The sequence below is a fragment of the Streptomyces sp. B21-083 genome (genome assembly GCF_036898825.1).
Classification (GTDB): domain Bacteria; phylum Actinomycetota; class Actinomycetes; order Streptomycetales; family Streptomycetaceae; genus Streptomyces.
In genome coordinates this window covers 972,346-987,128 of sequence record NZ_JARUND010000001.1, presented here as the reverse complement: position 1 = coordinate 987,128, position 14,783 = coordinate 972,346, and the positions used below count along the sequence as shown (strand labels likewise).

Here is a 14,783-nt window from a genome sequence, read left to right as displayed (position 1 = left end):
GCCATGCCCGGCACCCCGTACGTCGTCGACGACGTGATGACCCGTACCGTCGTCGCCCTGCGTGACGCGGCGGAGTTCAAGGACATCGCCAGGACCATGCGGCGCCATCGGATCAGCGCGCTGCCCGTGCTGGACGCCGACGGCAGGGTCGTCGGCGTCGTCTCCGAGGCCGACCTGCTGCCCAAGGAGGCGTTCCGCGACCGGGACCCGGCGGACGCGCGGGTCCCGTCTCCGGACGGGTTCGGCCTGGTCAAGGCCCGCGCGGTGACCGCCGGGGAGCTGATGACGAGCCCCGCGGTCACCGTCGCCGCGAACGCCACCCTCGCCCAGGCGGCCCGGCTGATGGCCCGGCACCGGGTCAAACGACTGCCCGTGGTCGACGGCGAAGGCGTGCTGAAGGGCATCGTGAGCCGCTCCGACCTGCTCGACGTGTTCCTGCGCGGCGACGAGGACATCGCCGCGGATGTGTGCCACGAGATCGCCGCACACCTGCTGGCGGTTCCCGTGCGCCCCATCGGCGTGGAGGTCCACGACGGCGTCGTCACCCTCACCGGCCATGTCCGCGACACCACACTCGTCCCGCTCGTCGTCCGCCTGGTGCGGGCCGTCGAAGGCGTGGTGGACGTGAACTGCGAGCTGGAGGGCCCACTGCGCCGCCCGAACCTCGACCCCGACCTGCCGGCGCGGTGAACCGCCAGATCCCGCCGGGCCCTTGAGAGGGCCGTTCGGCCCACGCACTCCCCAGGCCCGGAGCGGGACCCTGGAAGTGGCGAAAGGCAGGAACCGAGGAGGGAGAAGGGGCATGAGCGGCATGATCGAGCGCTTCCCGGGCTGGCCGGCGCTGCCCGACCTGTTCGGGTGGGCCGAGGCAGGGTTCCCCGGGACGCACACCCTTCCGGGACCGCACGGCATCCGGGTCGAGGAGCACTCGCGGACGGCACGCACGCGCTGCGCGCCGAACTCCCTGGCATCGACCCCGCCGAGGACGTCGAGATCACCGTCACCGAGGGGGTGCTGACCCTGCGGGCCGAGCGCACCGAGAAGACCACCGAGAAGCATCGCACCGAGTTCCGCTACGGCACCTTCACCCGCTCCCTCCGGCTGCCCGCCGGAGCCAGAGGCGAGGAGCCAACCGCGGAGTACAAGGACGGTGTCCTGACTGTCCCGGTCCCGGAGGAGAAGACGGGGACCAGGACCATCCCGGTGTGGCACGGCTGAGGGCAGGGCATGCCGGACCGCACCAGGTGTCGCGCGGCGAGGTCGGGGCGACCCTGCCGCGCGCACGTCCGCACATCGCCACGGCCCCGCCCCCCTTGGGCGCCGCCGAACCGCAGTCGGCTTCCCCAGGCTGCCGAGAGCCCGAGGAAGCACCATCAGCGTGAAAGATCCTCCGTCGTCCCTCGGCCCACCCACCGTGAGGGGAGCAGCGATGACCGTCCGGCCCCCCGACGTGCTCGCGCCCGCGCTGCGGGGCGTCGACGCGGTCGTGTTCGACACCGACGGGGTCATCACCGACTCCGCCCGCGTGCACGCGGCCGCGTGGAAGACCGCCTTCGACGAGCAACTGGCCGTGCACCCGCCCGCCGACCCCGCACAGCGGCGTCCCTTCGACGCCCGCGACGACTACCTGCGGTACGTGGACGGCAGGTCCCGGCTCGACGGAGCCGCCGCCTTCCTCGCCTCACGAGACATCGACCTGGTGGCGGAGACCGTGCGCGCCGTCGCGGAACGCAAGGAGCGGCTGTTCACCGAACGGCTGCGCGCGCACGGCATCGCCGCCTACCCCGGCACGGTACGGCTGGTGCGGGCCCTGTGCCGGGCATCGACACCGGTCGCCGCGGCCTCCGCCTCCCGCCACGCCCGCGAGCTGCTCACCCGGGCCGGTGTGCTGGACCTCTTCGACACCCTGGTCGACGGGGGTGAGGCGGCCCGCCTGGGCCTCGCGGGCAAGCCGCGCCCCGACCTGTTCCTGGAGGCCGCGCGCCGCCTCGGCGTGCCGGCCGGGCGCTGCGCGGTCGTGGAGGACGCCCTGGCCGGGGTCGAGGCCGGTCGGCGCGGCGGGTTCGCCCTCGTCGTCGGCGTGGACCGCGCCCACGGCCCGGACACCGCGGCAGCCCTGCTGCGGCACGGCGCCGACATCGTCGTACACGATCTCGCGGAACTGCTCGAACCGGACGAAGGGCTGCGGCGGTGACGTTCTGGACCTGGGAGTACGACGGCTACGAACCCTTCGGTGAGCGCCTTCGGGAGTCGCTGTGCACCCTGGGCAACGGCTACCTGGCCACGCGCGGGGCGCTCCCGGAGTGCGCTGCGGACGGCGTGCACTACCCGGGCACCTACGCGCGGCCGGCTGCTACGGCCGGCTCACCTCGGACGTCGCGGGGCGCTGGGTCGAGAACGAGGACATGGTCAACCTGCCGAACTGGCTGCCGCTGCGCTTCCGGCCCGCCGGACGGGAGGAATGGCTGACGCCGGACACCGCGACGGTCCTCGACCACCGGCACGTCCTGCACCTGTCCTCAGGTCTGCTGGAGCGCCGGACGCGGTACGGGCTCGGGGACGGGCGGGTACTGGCGCTGCGGCAGCAACAGCTGGTACACATGGCCGACCCTCATCTGGCGGTCCTGCGCACCGAGTTCACCGCCGAGGGCTTCGCCGGCGAACTCGACGTCGAGGCCGCGCTCGACGGGGGTGTCACCAACTCCGGTGTGCCGCGCTACCGGGACCTGGACGGCCGTCATCTGACCCACGTGCACGCGGGCGGCGCCGCCCCGGATACGGTGTGGCTGCGCTGCCGTACCCGTACCTCGGACATCCGGATCGCGATGGCGGCCCGGCTGACCGGCGACGGACCGGTGTCGCACGCGCACCGGTCCGGATGCGCCGTGCAGCGCACCCGCCTGCTCCTGCCCCCTGGCCGTACCGTGACCGTCGACAAGACCGTCGCCGTGCACACCTCCCGCGACCCCGCGATCAGCGACCCGCTGGACGCCGTCGTCGACCGGGTGGGCGCCGCGCCCGGATTCGACGGACCATCCTTTCGGAACGGCGGAACAGGTGGCGCTCAGGACGCGCAGTGCCCGGTGGCCGTAGTCCCCCGCGGCTGATCGGCCGCTCGCCGGGAACCGCCCGGCTGGTGTCGTCCCAAACGGCCGGATCAGGAAGTCGTCAGCTTCCGCTGGAGGGTCGAACTTGCGAGCCACGGCGTCGACGAACCGGTGCGACCTCACGGACGCGGTCGCATCCCGACGTGCCGTCCAGGCTCCTCCAGCGCGCGAAGCCGTGGGCCCGAGGGTGTACTGGAAGCCAGGAGGATCCGCGCAGCGAGAGGTGCGAGGCGAGCGCGTGATCAACGACAACGTGGTGCGACACCGCGTACCACTCTCTGTGCGCCAGCCGGGGCGACGCTCCTGACCCTCGGGCAGTCCCGTCGTCCGGCGCGCGGCGGGGCGGTGGTCGCAGCGGGACGGCTGTCTGCCAGGTGACGGTTCGAGCAAGGGGAGAGAGCTGTGCGGGCGACGTTCGTTCTGGGACGGATCGCCGGGGTCCGGGTCGGCGTGCACTGGAGCGTCCTGTTCATCTTCGGCATCATCGCGCTCGGCCTGTCACAGGGCCGCCTTCCGGAGACGTATCCAGGGCGTGCCTGGGCGGTGTACTGGGCGGCCGGCCTTTGCACCGCCGTGGTCTTCTTCGCCTCCCTCCTCGCACATGAGCTGGCGCACGCCGTGGTGGCCCGGCGCAACGGGGTCGAGGTGGACGACATCGTCCTGTGGCTGTTGGGCGGAGCGGCCCGGCTCAAGTCCGAGGCGTCCAGCCCCGGCGCGGAGCTGAGGATCGCCGGCGTCGGCCCTCTCGTCAGCCTCCTCCTGGGTGGGCTGTTCACACTCTGCGCCTGGCTGCTCGACCTGGTGTCCGCGTCCGGGATCGTGGTGGAGATGGTGGCGTGGCTGGCAGGCATCAACGTCCTGCTCGCGATCTTCAACGCCGTTCCCGCCGCCCCGCTCGACGGCGGCAGGCTGCTGCGCGCGTTCCTGTGGTGGCGCACGGGAGACCGGCTGCGGGCGACAGCCGGCGCGACCGCGGCGGGGCGGGTCTTCGGGTGGCTGCTCGTGGCGCTCGGGCTGATCGCGTTCATGAGGACCGGCGCGTTCGGCGGTCTGTGGCTGGCGCTGATCGGCTGGTTCCTCATCGCGGCGGCCACCGCCGAGGGACGGCAGGCCCAGCTGCGCGGCGTGCTCGCCGGTGTCCCGGTGCGGGACGCCATGACGTCCGAACCTCTCACGGTTCCCGCGGACACCACGGTCGCGGGCTTCATCACCGATGCGCGCTACCGCTACCGGCATTCGGCGTTCCCGGTGACCGATGACGGGACCCCGGTCGGGCTGGTGACCCTCGACAGCGCCAGAAAGGTGCCACAGGCCGATGCCCACGCCGTGACGGTGAGGGAGGTGATGGTGCCGCTGTCGCAGACCACCATGGTGGAGCTGGACAGTCCGCTGGCCGATTTGCTGCCGCGCATGGAGCCGGGCGCCGAGCACCGGGCCCTGGTCCTGGATCACGGCAGGCTCGTCGGAATCGTCTCGTTGTCGGACGTCAGCCGGACGGTGGCGTGGCTGATGAACACCGCCCCCGGGCGACGCGATGGTCTGTGAACCTGGCCCGGCACCCTCGGGCGGGACGCGTCGCAGAGGCGCGGTATCGCTCATGTGGCGCACTGCGACGATTCGCAACTGGTCGTTGATCCGGGCGTGGCAATTCGGAAGCCAGACTTGAACGAGGCCGGCACGACAACTGCGTCCGCGGGCTATGCGGATCTACGGGACGGACTGCGTCGTGCACTGGCGCGCAGTGAGGCGACGTTCGCGCGGCGTCTGGGCGTCGTGGCTGCGGCTGGCCAGGGCGACGAGCTTCCCGACCCACCGATGAGGGCAGAGGCTCACAGCGGTGACCTCGCTGCGGCCGTCATTGCGGCGCGAGTGCGAGGGCCGGCGACTGCCGCTCGTCAACGGCGACCATCGTCCCCGATCCGACGACCCCGCCCAACCCGAATCGAAACCGCTCCGGCACCTCGGCTGGGGGCCGTCGAAGACGAGCGCACTCCGTTCGGGATGACCACGTGGACCGACGCCCGAACGCGGCGCATCGAGCTGAGGGAGGGAACGGGATCATGAGCACGTCGCATGTGCGGGGGGCGGTTGTCGTCGGGGTGGATGCCACTTCTGCCGCCGGGCTGGCCCTGGCCTGGGCGGCGGACGAGGCGGCGCTTCGGCGTCTGCCGCTGCATGTGGTGCTCGCCGTTGACGCGCCCGGGCTGGAGGGCGGTTCTGCCGAGCTGACGTCCTTGTGGACGTCGTGGGGCCCGGCGATTCGTACCGTCTACGCGACGGTGCTGGAGGAGGCGCGGGACTTTGCCGTTGGACGGCATCCGGAGCTCACCGTGGTCGCCGAGCTGGCCGATGGCTCTCCGGTGGACGTCTTGCGGGCCCGGGCACCGGGCAGCTCCATGGTGGTGATCGGCTCGCGGCACCGCGGCATCGTGCGGGATCTGCTGAGCCGCGAGTCGGTGGGGGAGCCGCTGGTCACGCACGCACCGTGCCCGGTCGTCGTGGTCCGCGCGCCGGAGCTGGTGACGCACGCTCCGCCCGATGTCGTGGTTGGTGTGGATGGTTCGGCTGTGTCGGCGGAGGCGGTGCGGTTCGCCTTCGAGGAGGCTGCTTTCCGCGAGGCCCGTCTGGTCGCGGTCTCGGCCTGGCAGCCGACCCATCTCCGCGATGTCTCTTCGGAGGAGGTGGAGGACGAAGTGCGTCGGGTGCTGGTGGAGTCCACGGCGGGCTGGCGGGAGAAGTACCCCCAGGTCGACCTCCGGCACTCGGTGGTCCGCGGCCACCCGGTTCGGGTGCTCAGCGACGCGGCCCAGTGCGCGGTGGTGCTGGTGGCGGGCAGTCGCGGGCTGGGCGGATTCTCCGGACTGCTGCTCGGCTCGGTCGGTCAGGGCCTCATGCACCATGCACCCTGCCCGGTCGTCATCGTGCCGCACCCTGCCGGGGACGGGGCCGTCTGACACCCCGCGACGGCAGGAATCTGTCGGTGCGGCGCGCACGTCAGCCTGCCCGGACAGGTCGCCCACCCGCGGAGCCTGGAAGGCGCCAACAGGGGCGTCGTCGGCGGGAGCCGTGCGGTCAGGTGCCGTCGACCGCATGCCTGGTGCGGCAGGCCGTGGATCCGATCCATGACCACCACGTTCTTGCAGCGAAGACGCCGTGAGTGCCGGCCGGGACGCGAGGTGGCTGCTCGTTGGATCGGCGGTTACGAGTCCCTCGGGCCGCTTCCTTCCTTGCCAGGCGTGGTTCGGTGGGCCCGGTCCTCTTGTGTGCCTGGGGGTCAGATGTACGGGATGCTCAGCGCGAGGATGGCCATGTCGTCGTGGCCGTCGCTGGGGTGTTGGTCGGCCAGTGCTTGCACGAAGTCATGCAGGGGCAGGGCGGCGTGGGTGGCAGCGATGGCGGAGAGGCGTTCCAGGCCCTCTTCGATCGGGTGCTCGCGGTGTTCGACAAGCCCGTCGGTGAATAAGATCAGCGTGGCTCCGGCAGGCAGGGGGTGGGTGTGGTCGTGGCGTGGGCGGGCGGTGTCGACGCCGAGGGGCAGATCAGGGTCGGCGTGGAGGTAGCGGGCCCGGCGGTCGGGGGTGATCAGCAGAGGTGGGGGGTGGCCTGCAGTGCTCCAGCGCAGCATCCAACCGGCCGGTCGCCCGGGTTCGATGCGTGCGAGACATGCGGTGGTGACGGGATTGTCGGTAATGGCGTGGAGGGCGCGGTCGAGCTGGGTGAGGACGGCGCTGGGCGCGGTGTGCCGGTCGTAGAGGAGTCCGCGCAGCATGTTACGGGCCTGGCTCATGGCGGCGGCGGCCTGGAGATCATGTCCGACGACGTCGCCGATGACCGCGGCGCAGGCTTGGTCGGGGACCAGCAGTGCGTCGTACCAGTCTCCGCCGACGTGGCCGGGGGTCGTGGCGGGGACGTAAGCGGCGGCAGCGTCGAATGGCTCCAGGTGCTCGGGGAGCCGCGGTAGCAGGAGCCGCTGGAACCGCTCGGCGTCGAGGCTGGTCTGCTCGTACAGGCGGGCGTCGTCGATGGCCAGGCCCGCAGCACCGGCCAGCGCGACGATCAAGGTTTCGTCGCGGGCGTCGAAGGGTCGGCCGTCGAGCCGCTCGGAGACATACAGATCTCCGTAGATCTTCCCGCGGATGTTGATCGGTGCTCCCAGCAGGGTGCGCAGGGGTGGGTGGCCGGGCGGGAAACCAGCAGAGTCCGGGTGGGCAGGGATGTCATCGACGCGCAGCGGGTGGGGATGGGTGATCAGGTGCCCGAGCAGGCCGCGCCCGCGCGGAAGGGCCACGTCGGCCAGGTCGGCCTTCTCCTGCTCGGAGAGGCCCTTGGGGACGAACAGCGCGAGGTTGTCGCCGTCCTCGTCGAGCACGCCCAGTGCGCCGTAGCGGGCACCGACCAGGTCGATCGCGGTGGATACGATCAAACTCAGCACGACGGGCAGCTCGACGTCCCGGCTCAGGACGGCCTCGTACAGATCGTGCAACTCGTCCTGGGCCCGGGCCAGTGACCTGAGCTGCTCGGCGATCCGCTCCAGCTCGGCACCCAGACGCAGCCGCGGCTCCATGGCAGGCGGCTGCTGGGGTTCTTCGCTGTTCCTTGGCATCACGGCCGCCTGGTGGTGTGGTGTTCGGTTTCGGTGGTCTTAAGCCGGCAGGCGTCGGTGCCGGTCTGGATCAGTGCACCCATGCAGGCGAGCCGTTCGACGGTCGCCGCGCAGAACTTCAGGTCGGTGAAGGTCTTGTCCCCCTCGCTGAACGGGATGTTGGAGGCCACCGCCGGTGGCCTTGCGTTCCTGCCGCTCAGTGAAGATCCGGAACGGTAGTTTGGCGCCCTTCTCGTCCAGGTCAGGTACCCGAACTCGCCCAGGCACAACAGGTCGACCTTGCTGCAGCGGGTGGTGACGGAGCTCAATCGCTTGGCCGCGTCCGCCTTGGCGAGCTCGTTGACCAGGGCAGAGGTTGTCGTACATCGGACGGGCCGCCCCGCTTCAGCGATGGCAGTGCCCGCCCCGATCAGCAGACGCGACTTGCCCGTCCCGGAGTCCTCGATCAGCTCCAGGAGGCGGCCCTTGCGCGGGGCCAACGCCCGCGCCGAGACCGTGAGGTCCGCGCGGCAGCCACGAAGAATCCGCTCGTACAGCCATTCACGCGGGCGGTACACCTTGGCCTCCTGACACGACCGTGATCAAACAAGACCACAGCGTGACACGGTCAAACAGTCCAACCCGCCCATTGCTTCGAAAGCGGCACGCCGTACCCGAACGAAGCCAGGTGGATGCCCGTTCTTGTTGCCGGAGCAGTAGCTCCCGACCTCACCGCCGCGGTTCAACCCGTCAGAAACACCCCAGCGGGCAGGGGAGGCGTCCGGTACGAACTCACCGCACGCCGGCAGCACAGCGTGCCGCGCGCCTCCAGTTCGCCCCGGGCCAACGCCCGCACCACGCGCCGACCGGTCGGCATCCCGCGGCCTCCGGCGCACCCGCGCCGGGACATGGCTGGCGTTTCGCGTTCCGGCGTGAAGAGCTCCTTCCGGTGAACTGCGGGCTACTGGTTGGACGCGTGCGGGACGGTGATGACCGGGCAGCGCGCGTGGTGCAGTACGCCCTGGCTGACGGAGCCCAGCAGCATGCCGGTGAAGCCGCCGTGCCCGCGTGTGCCCACGACCAGGCCGAGGGCGTGTTCGGACGCCTTCGTGAGGACCTGTACCGGGTGGCCTCGTACGACCTCGCGGTGCAGTTCCACCTCCGGGTGGGCGGCGGTGCACCCGGCGACCGTCTCCGACAGCAGTCGCCGGCACTCCTGGACGGCCGCGTCCTCGTCCAGGACGCCGAGCAGCGGAGGGTGCCACGCGTACAGGGCCCGCAGGGCCGCGCCGCGAAGGGGCGGCCTCCTCGAAGGCGAAGTCGACGGCGGCGGCGGACTGAGGGCTGCCGTCGACGCCGACCACGAAGTACGGTGGCTGCTGGGTGATGTGCTCCGGCTCCGGTACGACTACCACGGGGCAGGGCGCGTGGGCGATGAGCGGCAGGGCGACGGCGGCGGCGCTAAAGAGCTCCTGGAGAGCGCTCAGATGCCAGGAACCGAGCACGACCTCTGTGGCGTTCTGCCCCTGCTCACGCAGCACCCAAGCCGGATGCCCCTCGGCCAACACCCCGGACACCCGCACCCGCGGATGCCGGGACTCGACGAAAGCCACCGCCTCCTTGAGCGCGCGATCCCCCGTAGCGTGCAGCGCCTCGTTCCACTCCTCCCAGGACGGCCGCCCGTTCGTCGGCCGGTATCCGGCGGTCGGTACGTTCTGCGCCAGGACCAGCAACAGTGGCAGGCGGCGTCGGGCCGCCGCGTCGGAGGCCCAGGCGAGCGGCATGCGCTTGCCCGGATCGGGGTCGACGCCGGCCACGATCGGTCTACGTTCTCGTGCATGCGCCATCGCCGACTCCCGTTTCTTCGATCGGTACGTCCCGGCGTCGGCCGGTGCTGGTGCTGGCCGCTGTGGGCCGACTCCGTCTTCTCCGGCGCTACGGTGCGTCTACAGGCCCTGGGCGAGCAGGAGTTCGTGGGCGAGTCGTGCCCCGCGTGCCGCTTCCCCGGGTGGAACGTCCTCTGACGGGATGCTCTCCAGGCCACGGGCGAGTACCCGGACGGCCTCGGCCAGGGTCGCCACCTGTGCTTCCAGCTTGCTCAACCGGTCTTCCGATCCGAGCGTGGTGGCATCGGGTTCTTCGGGATGGTTCTGCGTCATGTCGGGCTTCCTTACGATGTGGTGACGGGTCGGGCCGTTACTCGGCGAGGGCGATCAGGCCGTAGTGCTTCTGCTGCCATGCCCGGGTGGTCCACGCGCTTGTCAACCGGACCCTCCTCGTTCCGGAAAGCTCACGGCGTCTTTTCTGTTGTGCGGCACGTGCGGGCCCGCACGTGCCGCACAACAGGGCGTGCCGACCTCCTCGGGCCGCGGCGAGGCGTCGAGAACAATCAGTGGCTGTCGTCTCCAGCTGCCACCGCTGCGCTGCGGCTCACCGGGAGCGAGGGGCCGGCGCCGTCCCGGAACCCGATGGCATCGAGGTCGGCGACCAGCACCTTCGTCGCCCCGGCTCCGCAGCCGCCTCTCATCACGCCGGCGCGTCCGCCCTGGGTGGGGTGGACTTCCTGCCACCACACCGCTCCGCCGTCCTCGGCCGCGACGGTACGCCGACGGGGAACCCGGGCGCATCCCGGGCGGTCAGCGAAGATCGCCACGTTCCGTAGGGCGTCTGATCAGCCATGGGCAACCACACCGCTCGGGTCGGTCCCGGCAGCGTGGACCCTGCCGGCCACCGCTCATAGCCAGTAAACAACGGTCGACCGGTGCCCGCAGAACAGGGGCTTGGGGACGCATCGCCGGGCCTCTCCTGGCGGCGTGACGGACTGACCCGCCCCAGCTTGGGCCCGCTGGTCCCTACCCCATGAGGTTCCCCCGCTTGGTATCCCGGAGCAAGGATGTTTCCCGGCCGGGCGTGTGCGGTCCTGCGCAGTTACCGGCGGCCGGTGAAGGACTGGGACGCCAGGACCGAGGTTGCGACCCGGACTACGCCGCCGGACCCTGGAGGTGTCCCGTGGCATGGCCTGGCTGATTCCTCACCCGCCGTCGAGAGGAGGCAGGCCACTATGACCAGCATCGCCCACCGCATAGCCACCCTGTTCCGGACCAAGGCAAACAAGGCCCTCGACCGCGCTGAAGACCCGCGCGAGGTACTGGACTACTCCTATACCCAGCAGCAGGAAATGCTGCAGAAGGTACGACGTGGCGTGGCAGACGTGGCCACCAGCCGCAAGCGCATCGAGGTGCAGATCAACCAGTTGCAGCAGTCCAGCGGCAAGCTGGAGGGACAGGCCCAGCAGGCCCTCGCTGCCGGACGCGAGGACCTCGCCCGCGAAGCCCTGAGCCGGCGCACCGCCGTGGCCTCCCAGCTCACGGACCTGCAGACCCAGCAGGCATCGGTGCGGGCCGTGGAGGAGAAACTCACCCTCGCCTCACAGCGCCTGCAGGCGAAGGTGGACACCTTCCGCACCAGCAAGGAGACCATCAAGGCCCGCTACACCGCGGCCGAGGCCCAGACCCGCATCACCGAGGCCGTCACCGGCATTGGCGAGGAGATGGGCGATGTCGGCCTGGCCATGCAGCGCGCCGAGGACAAGACCGAACAGCTGCAGGCCCGCGCCGGAGCACTGGACGAACTGCTTGCCTCCGGCGCGCTGGAGGACGCCACCCTCCCGGCCGGCCGCGACGACATCCAGGCCGAACTCGAGCGCGTCACCGCAGGCCAGGACGTGGACAGGGAACTGGCCCGGATGAAAGCCCGGCTCCCCGAGTCCGCCACCCCGCCGGCCGTAGAAGGCAAGAGCGCCGAGCAGGGCCCGCCGGACCAGGAGGCGACATCATGATCATGCGGATTCTCGGTGAGGGCCAGTACGAGATCACCGATGAACACCTCGACCGGCTCAACGAGCTGGATGCCGCCCTGCAGTCGGCAGCCGACGCAGGCGACGAGACGGCGTTCGCAACCGCCCTGTCGGCCCTGCTGGACGCGGTGCGCAGCCTCGGCACACCCCTGCCGGACGAGACGATCACACCGTCCGATCTGGTGCTGCCCGACGAGGAGAGCAGCCTCACGCAGGTGCGGGAGCTGCTCTCCGACGAGGGCCTCATCCCGGGGTGATGGCGATGCGCAGCCGATTTCGAGCCCGACCGGCAGCTCACCGCCCGGATGCTGGTCACCATGTTCCTGCTCGGGCTGCTGTACGTGGCGTTCGTCGCCGCGCTGATCGTGCTGCTCAAGTCCGTCGTCCTGGTGGTCGTCATCGCCGTAGCGCTGCTGGGCGCCCAATACTGGTATTCGGACCGGATCGCCCTGTACGCCATGCACGGCCGCCTGGTCACCCGGGAGGAGGCGCCTCAGCTGCACGGGGTCATCGACCGGCTGTGCGCCGCCGCGGACATGCCCAAACCACGGGTGGCCATCTCCCGGATGGACCTGCCCAACGCGTTCGCCACGGGACGCAACGCAGACCACGCCGTGGTCTGCGTGACCACAGGGCTGCAACGCCGTCTGGAACCCGCCGAGCTCGAAGGCGTCCTCGCCCACGAGCTGTCCCATGTCGCGCACCGCGACGTCGCGGTGATCACCATCGCCTCGTTCCTGGGCGTGATCGCCGGTCTTATCGTCCGTTTCGCCTTTTACTCTCAGCTGTTCGGCGGACGTAACCGTGACCAGAACACCGCGGTGGCGATCGCAGTTGTCATGGGGGTCTCCGCCCTGGTCTACGCGATCAGCTTCCTGCTGATCCGGGCGCTGTCCCGCTACCGCGAACTGGCCGCCGACCGCGCCGGAGCCATGCTCACCGCGCGACCCTCCGCCCTGACCAAGGTCACCGGCGACATCGCCCGCAACCCCCCAGGACCTGCGCACCGCCCAGGCGTTCAACGCCTTCTTCTTCACCCCCGCCCCCGGGCCCGGCACCACGGTGGCCAACCTCTTCTCCACCCACTCCAGCCTGGAGCGGCGTCTGGAGGCGCTCGCGGAGATCTCCGCAGAACTGGGCGAGACGGCATGACCACCGGCCACCCGGGCCGGCGGGCAGTGCCCGAACCGGGAACGACAGGGAGGAGCTGAACAGCTGTGGGTTTCCTCGATGCCCTGTTGGGACGGAGCAAACCGGTCAAGCCCGACCTCGACCAGCTCTTCGGCCTGCCCTCCGCGGCGATCACTCTCCAGGCGGCCATCGGCTTCACCCCGGCTGGAGCAGGCTCGGTCTGCTTCGCCAGCATCGAAGGCGGCGCCTTCGCCCAAGTCCAACAGGACGTACGGGCCCTGCTGGACGCCGACCCCGAACGCAGCGGTACGCCCGTGGAGTTCAGCCGCGACGACTACGGCTACTCATGGCTGCTCTCTCGCCGCGACCCGGACAACCTGCCCGCACTCGTCAACGACCCGCACGCGGTCAACACCGCCCTGCACGACAGCGGCTTCGGGCCCCAACTGCTCTGCTCACTCGTCGCCTTCCACGACGCCGAGCTCCGCCCCCTCGCCCTGGTCTACCTCTACAAACGCGCCACTGCCCGGCAACAGACGCGACAACGCGCTGGAACTCCAGGTCAAGGCCGCGGTCAAGGACGACCTGCGCATCGAGGAGGACCTGAGCCGCTGGTTCCCGCTCTGGGGCGCGCCCGGGCCGTGAACCCGCCGGCGTGCGACTCCGAGAGACCCGGCCCCGCGGCCCGGTCCCACGGAAGTCTGTGCCGTCGGCTACTGGCGAACCAGGTGATCTGCCCGCCGGTAGCTTGTCGTGTCGGTGACCCCGCGCAGTGCGGGGAGGCGTCGGCCGCGGCGGTCAGTGCCCGTCGCAGCTGGCTGACGTCGGGGACGCCGGCGAGGCCGTCGGGGGTGCGGTAGACCCGGCAGGACAGCCCTGGCGGGCGTCCCGGCTCGGTGAACAGGTCCCGCCCGTCGACGAAGATGGTCGGGGAGCCGGTGAAGCCGTCACGCTCGGCCTCGGCCCGGTCGTCGATCACGCGCGTGGTGACCCCGGTCTCGCGCAGCCCGATGTCGTCGAGCGCCCGCCGCAGTCGGTCGGCGGCGGTCTTCGCGTTGGGGCAGTCGGGTACGACCAAGACCTCGATATCCATGCTTCCAGGATCGCGCGCCTGCGGGTCGTACGGAAGCTGAAGGGCCCGCGCTCGCCGGGGCCGGAACGCGGCAGCGCACCGCCCTTCATCGGGAACGGGAGGGGATCACCGGGCCGGTGGCTTGTGGACCGGGGACGGTCTGGGTGACGCGCCACAAGCGGCGGGGCAGGTCGCCTTCCTCGAAGGCGTGGACCTCGGTGAGGTGCCAGCCGTCGGCGAGGGAGTCGACGAGGTGGCGGGGGAAGAAGTGGACGGCGAAGCCGCCGTGTTCGTAGATGTCGTCGCCGTGGGCACTGCCGGTGCCGTAGTGAGCATCGCCCGTGTGACGGACGGTGTAGACGAAGATCCCGCCGGGCCGCAGGACGCGGCCCACCTCGCGGACCAGCGTCCCGATCTCCTGGGTGGACAGTGCCATGCACAGCAGCATGTGCGCGAAGACCGCGTCCACCGAGGCGTCAGCCAGGTGCAGCGGTCTGCGGACGTCGTGGACAGTGGTGGTGACCCTCTTCGCGACACCGGTGTCCTGGGCGGCGCCGCGCAGCTGCTCCAGCCCGACGGGGCTGAAGTCGGTGGCCTGCACGGTGAAGCCGCAGCGGGCGAAGTACAGCGCGTCGCGGCCGTGCCCCGCCCCCAGCTCCAGCACATCGCGGGCGCCTGCGGCGCGGAAGACCTTTGCGGCGTGGCGGGCGGGGGCGGAGGGCTGGTCGCCGTACATGCCGGGGTGGGCGCTGTAGGTCTGCTGCCAGTGCTCGCGCTGGGCGTGGGCCAGCGTGCCGTCCTCCCCGTTCGCGGCCACGTGTGTGCTCCCCTTCAGTGTCTGCGGCCCCGTTTGGGCCGTCGGCAAGCGTAGATCCCGGGTGAACGGGTCTTGCTCGCCGGGCATACCCGCGCCGGGCTTCACCTGCTGCTTTCCAGCCGACGGGCGGAACACTCGGCGGAATTCAAGGATCGGTAGGGGCGCGAGGACGCGCCACAGGGGAATATATCGTTGCCCGATATCGGAGGCCGTAAGAT

The 14,783-nt window shown here is 70.9% G+C and carries 13 protein-coding genes and 4 pseudogenes; 10 read left to right on the top strand and 7 right to left on the bottom strand.

Annotated features, from left to right (window positions below; all coding sequences use genetic code 11):
- The first annotated feature begins 3 nt into the window (after nt 1-3).
- The 6 genes and pseudogenes from QA861_RS04445 to QA861_RS04420 all read left to right on the top strand — a co-directional run bounded on the left by QA861_RS04445 (nt 4) and on the right by QA861_RS04420 (nt 6,061).
- Nucleotides 4-690 carry a CBS domain-containing protein gene (locus tag QA861_RS04445; RefSeq protein WP_334586871.1) on the top strand — a complete coding sequence of 229 codons (687 nt, stop codon included), beginning with the start codon at nt 4-6 and terminating at the stop codon, nt 688-690.
- A 168-nt stretch (nt 691-858) separates the two neighbouring features.
- Entirely contained in the window at nt 859-1,218 is a 360-nt protein-coding gene (locus tag QA861_RS04440) for an Hsp20/alpha crystallin family protein (protein WP_334586870.1), read from the top strand.
- 211 nt (nt 1,219-1,429) lie between these two features.
- Nucleotides 1,430-2,194, top strand: coding sequence for an HAD family hydrolase (locus QA861_RS04435; protein ID WP_334586869.1), 765 nt, complete (start codon nt 1,430-1,432; stop codon nt 2,192-2,194).
- Nucleotides 2,191-3,029, top strand: a pseudogene (locus QA861_RS04430) (glycoside hydrolase family 65 protein); the annotation flags it as partial. The gene QA861_RS04435 and the pseudogene QA861_RS04430, both read left to right, overlap by 4 nt.
- A 480-nt stretch (nt 3,030-3,509) precedes the next feature.
- On the top strand, nt 3,510-4,652 hold the full coding sequence (locus QA861_RS04425; protein WP_334586868.1) for a site-2 protease family protein: 1,143 nt from the start codon (nt 3,510-3,512) through the stop codon (nt 4,650-4,652).
- 515 nt (nt 4,653-5,167) lie between these two features.
- A complete protein-coding gene (locus tag QA861_RS04420; protein WP_334586867.1) occupies nt 5,168-6,061 on the top strand; it encodes a universal stress protein in 894 nt (297 codons plus the stop codon).
- A gap of 320 nt (nt 6,062-6,381) precedes the next feature.
- Here QA861_RS04420 and QA861_RS04415 read toward each other — a convergent pair whose 3' ends face one another.
- The 5 genes and pseudogenes from QA861_RS04415 to QA861_RS04395 all read right to left on the bottom strand — a co-directional run bounded on the left by QA861_RS04415 (nt 6,382) and on the right by QA861_RS04395 (nt 10,342).
- Nucleotides 6,382-7,710 carry a PP2C family protein-serine/threonine phosphatase gene (locus tag QA861_RS04415; protein WP_334586866.1) on the bottom strand — a complete coding sequence of 443 codons (1,329 nt, stop codon included), beginning with the start codon at nt 7,708-7,710 and terminating at the stop codon, nt 6,382-6,384.
- The gene (locus QA861_RS04410; RefSeq protein WP_334586864.1) at nt 7,710-8,267 is read right to left on the bottom strand and encodes an ATP-binding protein; all 558 of its coding nucleotides are present in this window, start codon (nt 8,265-8,267) and stop codon (nt 7,710-7,712) included. Before QA861_RS04410 ends, QA861_RS04415 begins: the two co-directional genes overlap by 1 nt.
- A gap of 383 nt (nt 8,268-8,650) precedes the next feature.
- Nucleotides 8,651-9,536, bottom strand: a pseudogene (locus QA861_RS04405) (universal stress protein).
- Nucleotides 9,537-9,635: 99 nt separating this feature from the next.
- Nucleotides 9,636-9,848 (bottom strand): hypothetical protein, encoded by a 213-nt coding sequence (locus tag QA861_RS04400; protein ID WP_334586863.1) that lies wholly within the window; start codon nt 9,846-9,848, stop codon nt 9,636-9,638.
- 230 nt (nt 9,849-10,078) lie between these two features.
- A complete protein-coding gene (locus QA861_RS04395) occupies nt 10,079-10,342 on the bottom strand; it encodes a hypothetical protein (RefSeq protein WP_334586862.1) in 264 nt (87 codons plus the stop codon).
- A gap of 408 nt (nt 10,343-10,750) precedes the next feature.
- Between QA861_RS04395 and QA861_RS04390 the strand changes: the two genes are divergently transcribed.
- The 4 genes and pseudogenes from QA861_RS04390 (at nt 10,751) to pspAB (ending at nt 13,321) form a co-directional block, all read left to right on the top strand.
- Entirely contained in the window at nt 10,751-11,527 is a 777-nt protein-coding gene (locus QA861_RS04390) for a PspA/IM30 family protein (RefSeq protein WP_334586861.1), read from the top strand.
- Nucleotides 11,524-11,802: a PspA-associated protein PspAA gene (gene pspAA, locus QA861_RS04385; RefSeq protein ID WP_334586859.1), complete on the top strand. Its 279-nt coding sequence runs from the start codon at nt 11,524-11,526 to the stop codon at nt 11,800-11,802. The genes QA861_RS04390 and pspAA overlap by 4 nt, the downstream gene beginning before the upstream one ends.
- A gap of 5 nt (nt 11,803-11,807) precedes the next feature.
- Nucleotides 11,808-12,697, top strand: a pseudogene (gene htpX / locus QA861_RS04380) (zinc metalloprotease HtpX).
- Nucleotides 12,698-12,762: 65 nt separating this feature from the next.
- Nucleotides 12,763-13,321 (top strand): annotated as a pseudogene (gene pspAB / locus QA861_RS04375) (PspA-associated protein PspAB).
- Here the strand turns inward: pspAB and QA861_RS04370 are convergent.
- Nucleotides 13,251-13,769, bottom strand: a complete 519-nt coding sequence (locus QA861_RS04370; RefSeq protein WP_334586858.1) for a thioredoxin domain-containing protein — start codon at nt 13,767-13,769, stop codon at nt 13,251-13,253. The pseudogene pspAB and the gene QA861_RS04370 sit on opposite strands and share 71 nt — an antisense overlap.
- 85 nt (nt 13,770-13,854) lie before the next feature.
- The gene (locus QA861_RS04365; protein ID WP_334586857.1) at nt 13,855-14,565 is read right to left on the bottom strand and encodes a class I SAM-dependent methyltransferase; all 711 of its coding nucleotides are present in this window, start codon (nt 14,563-14,565) and stop codon (nt 13,855-13,857) included.
- Nucleotides 14,566-14,783: the final 218 nt, after the last annotated feature.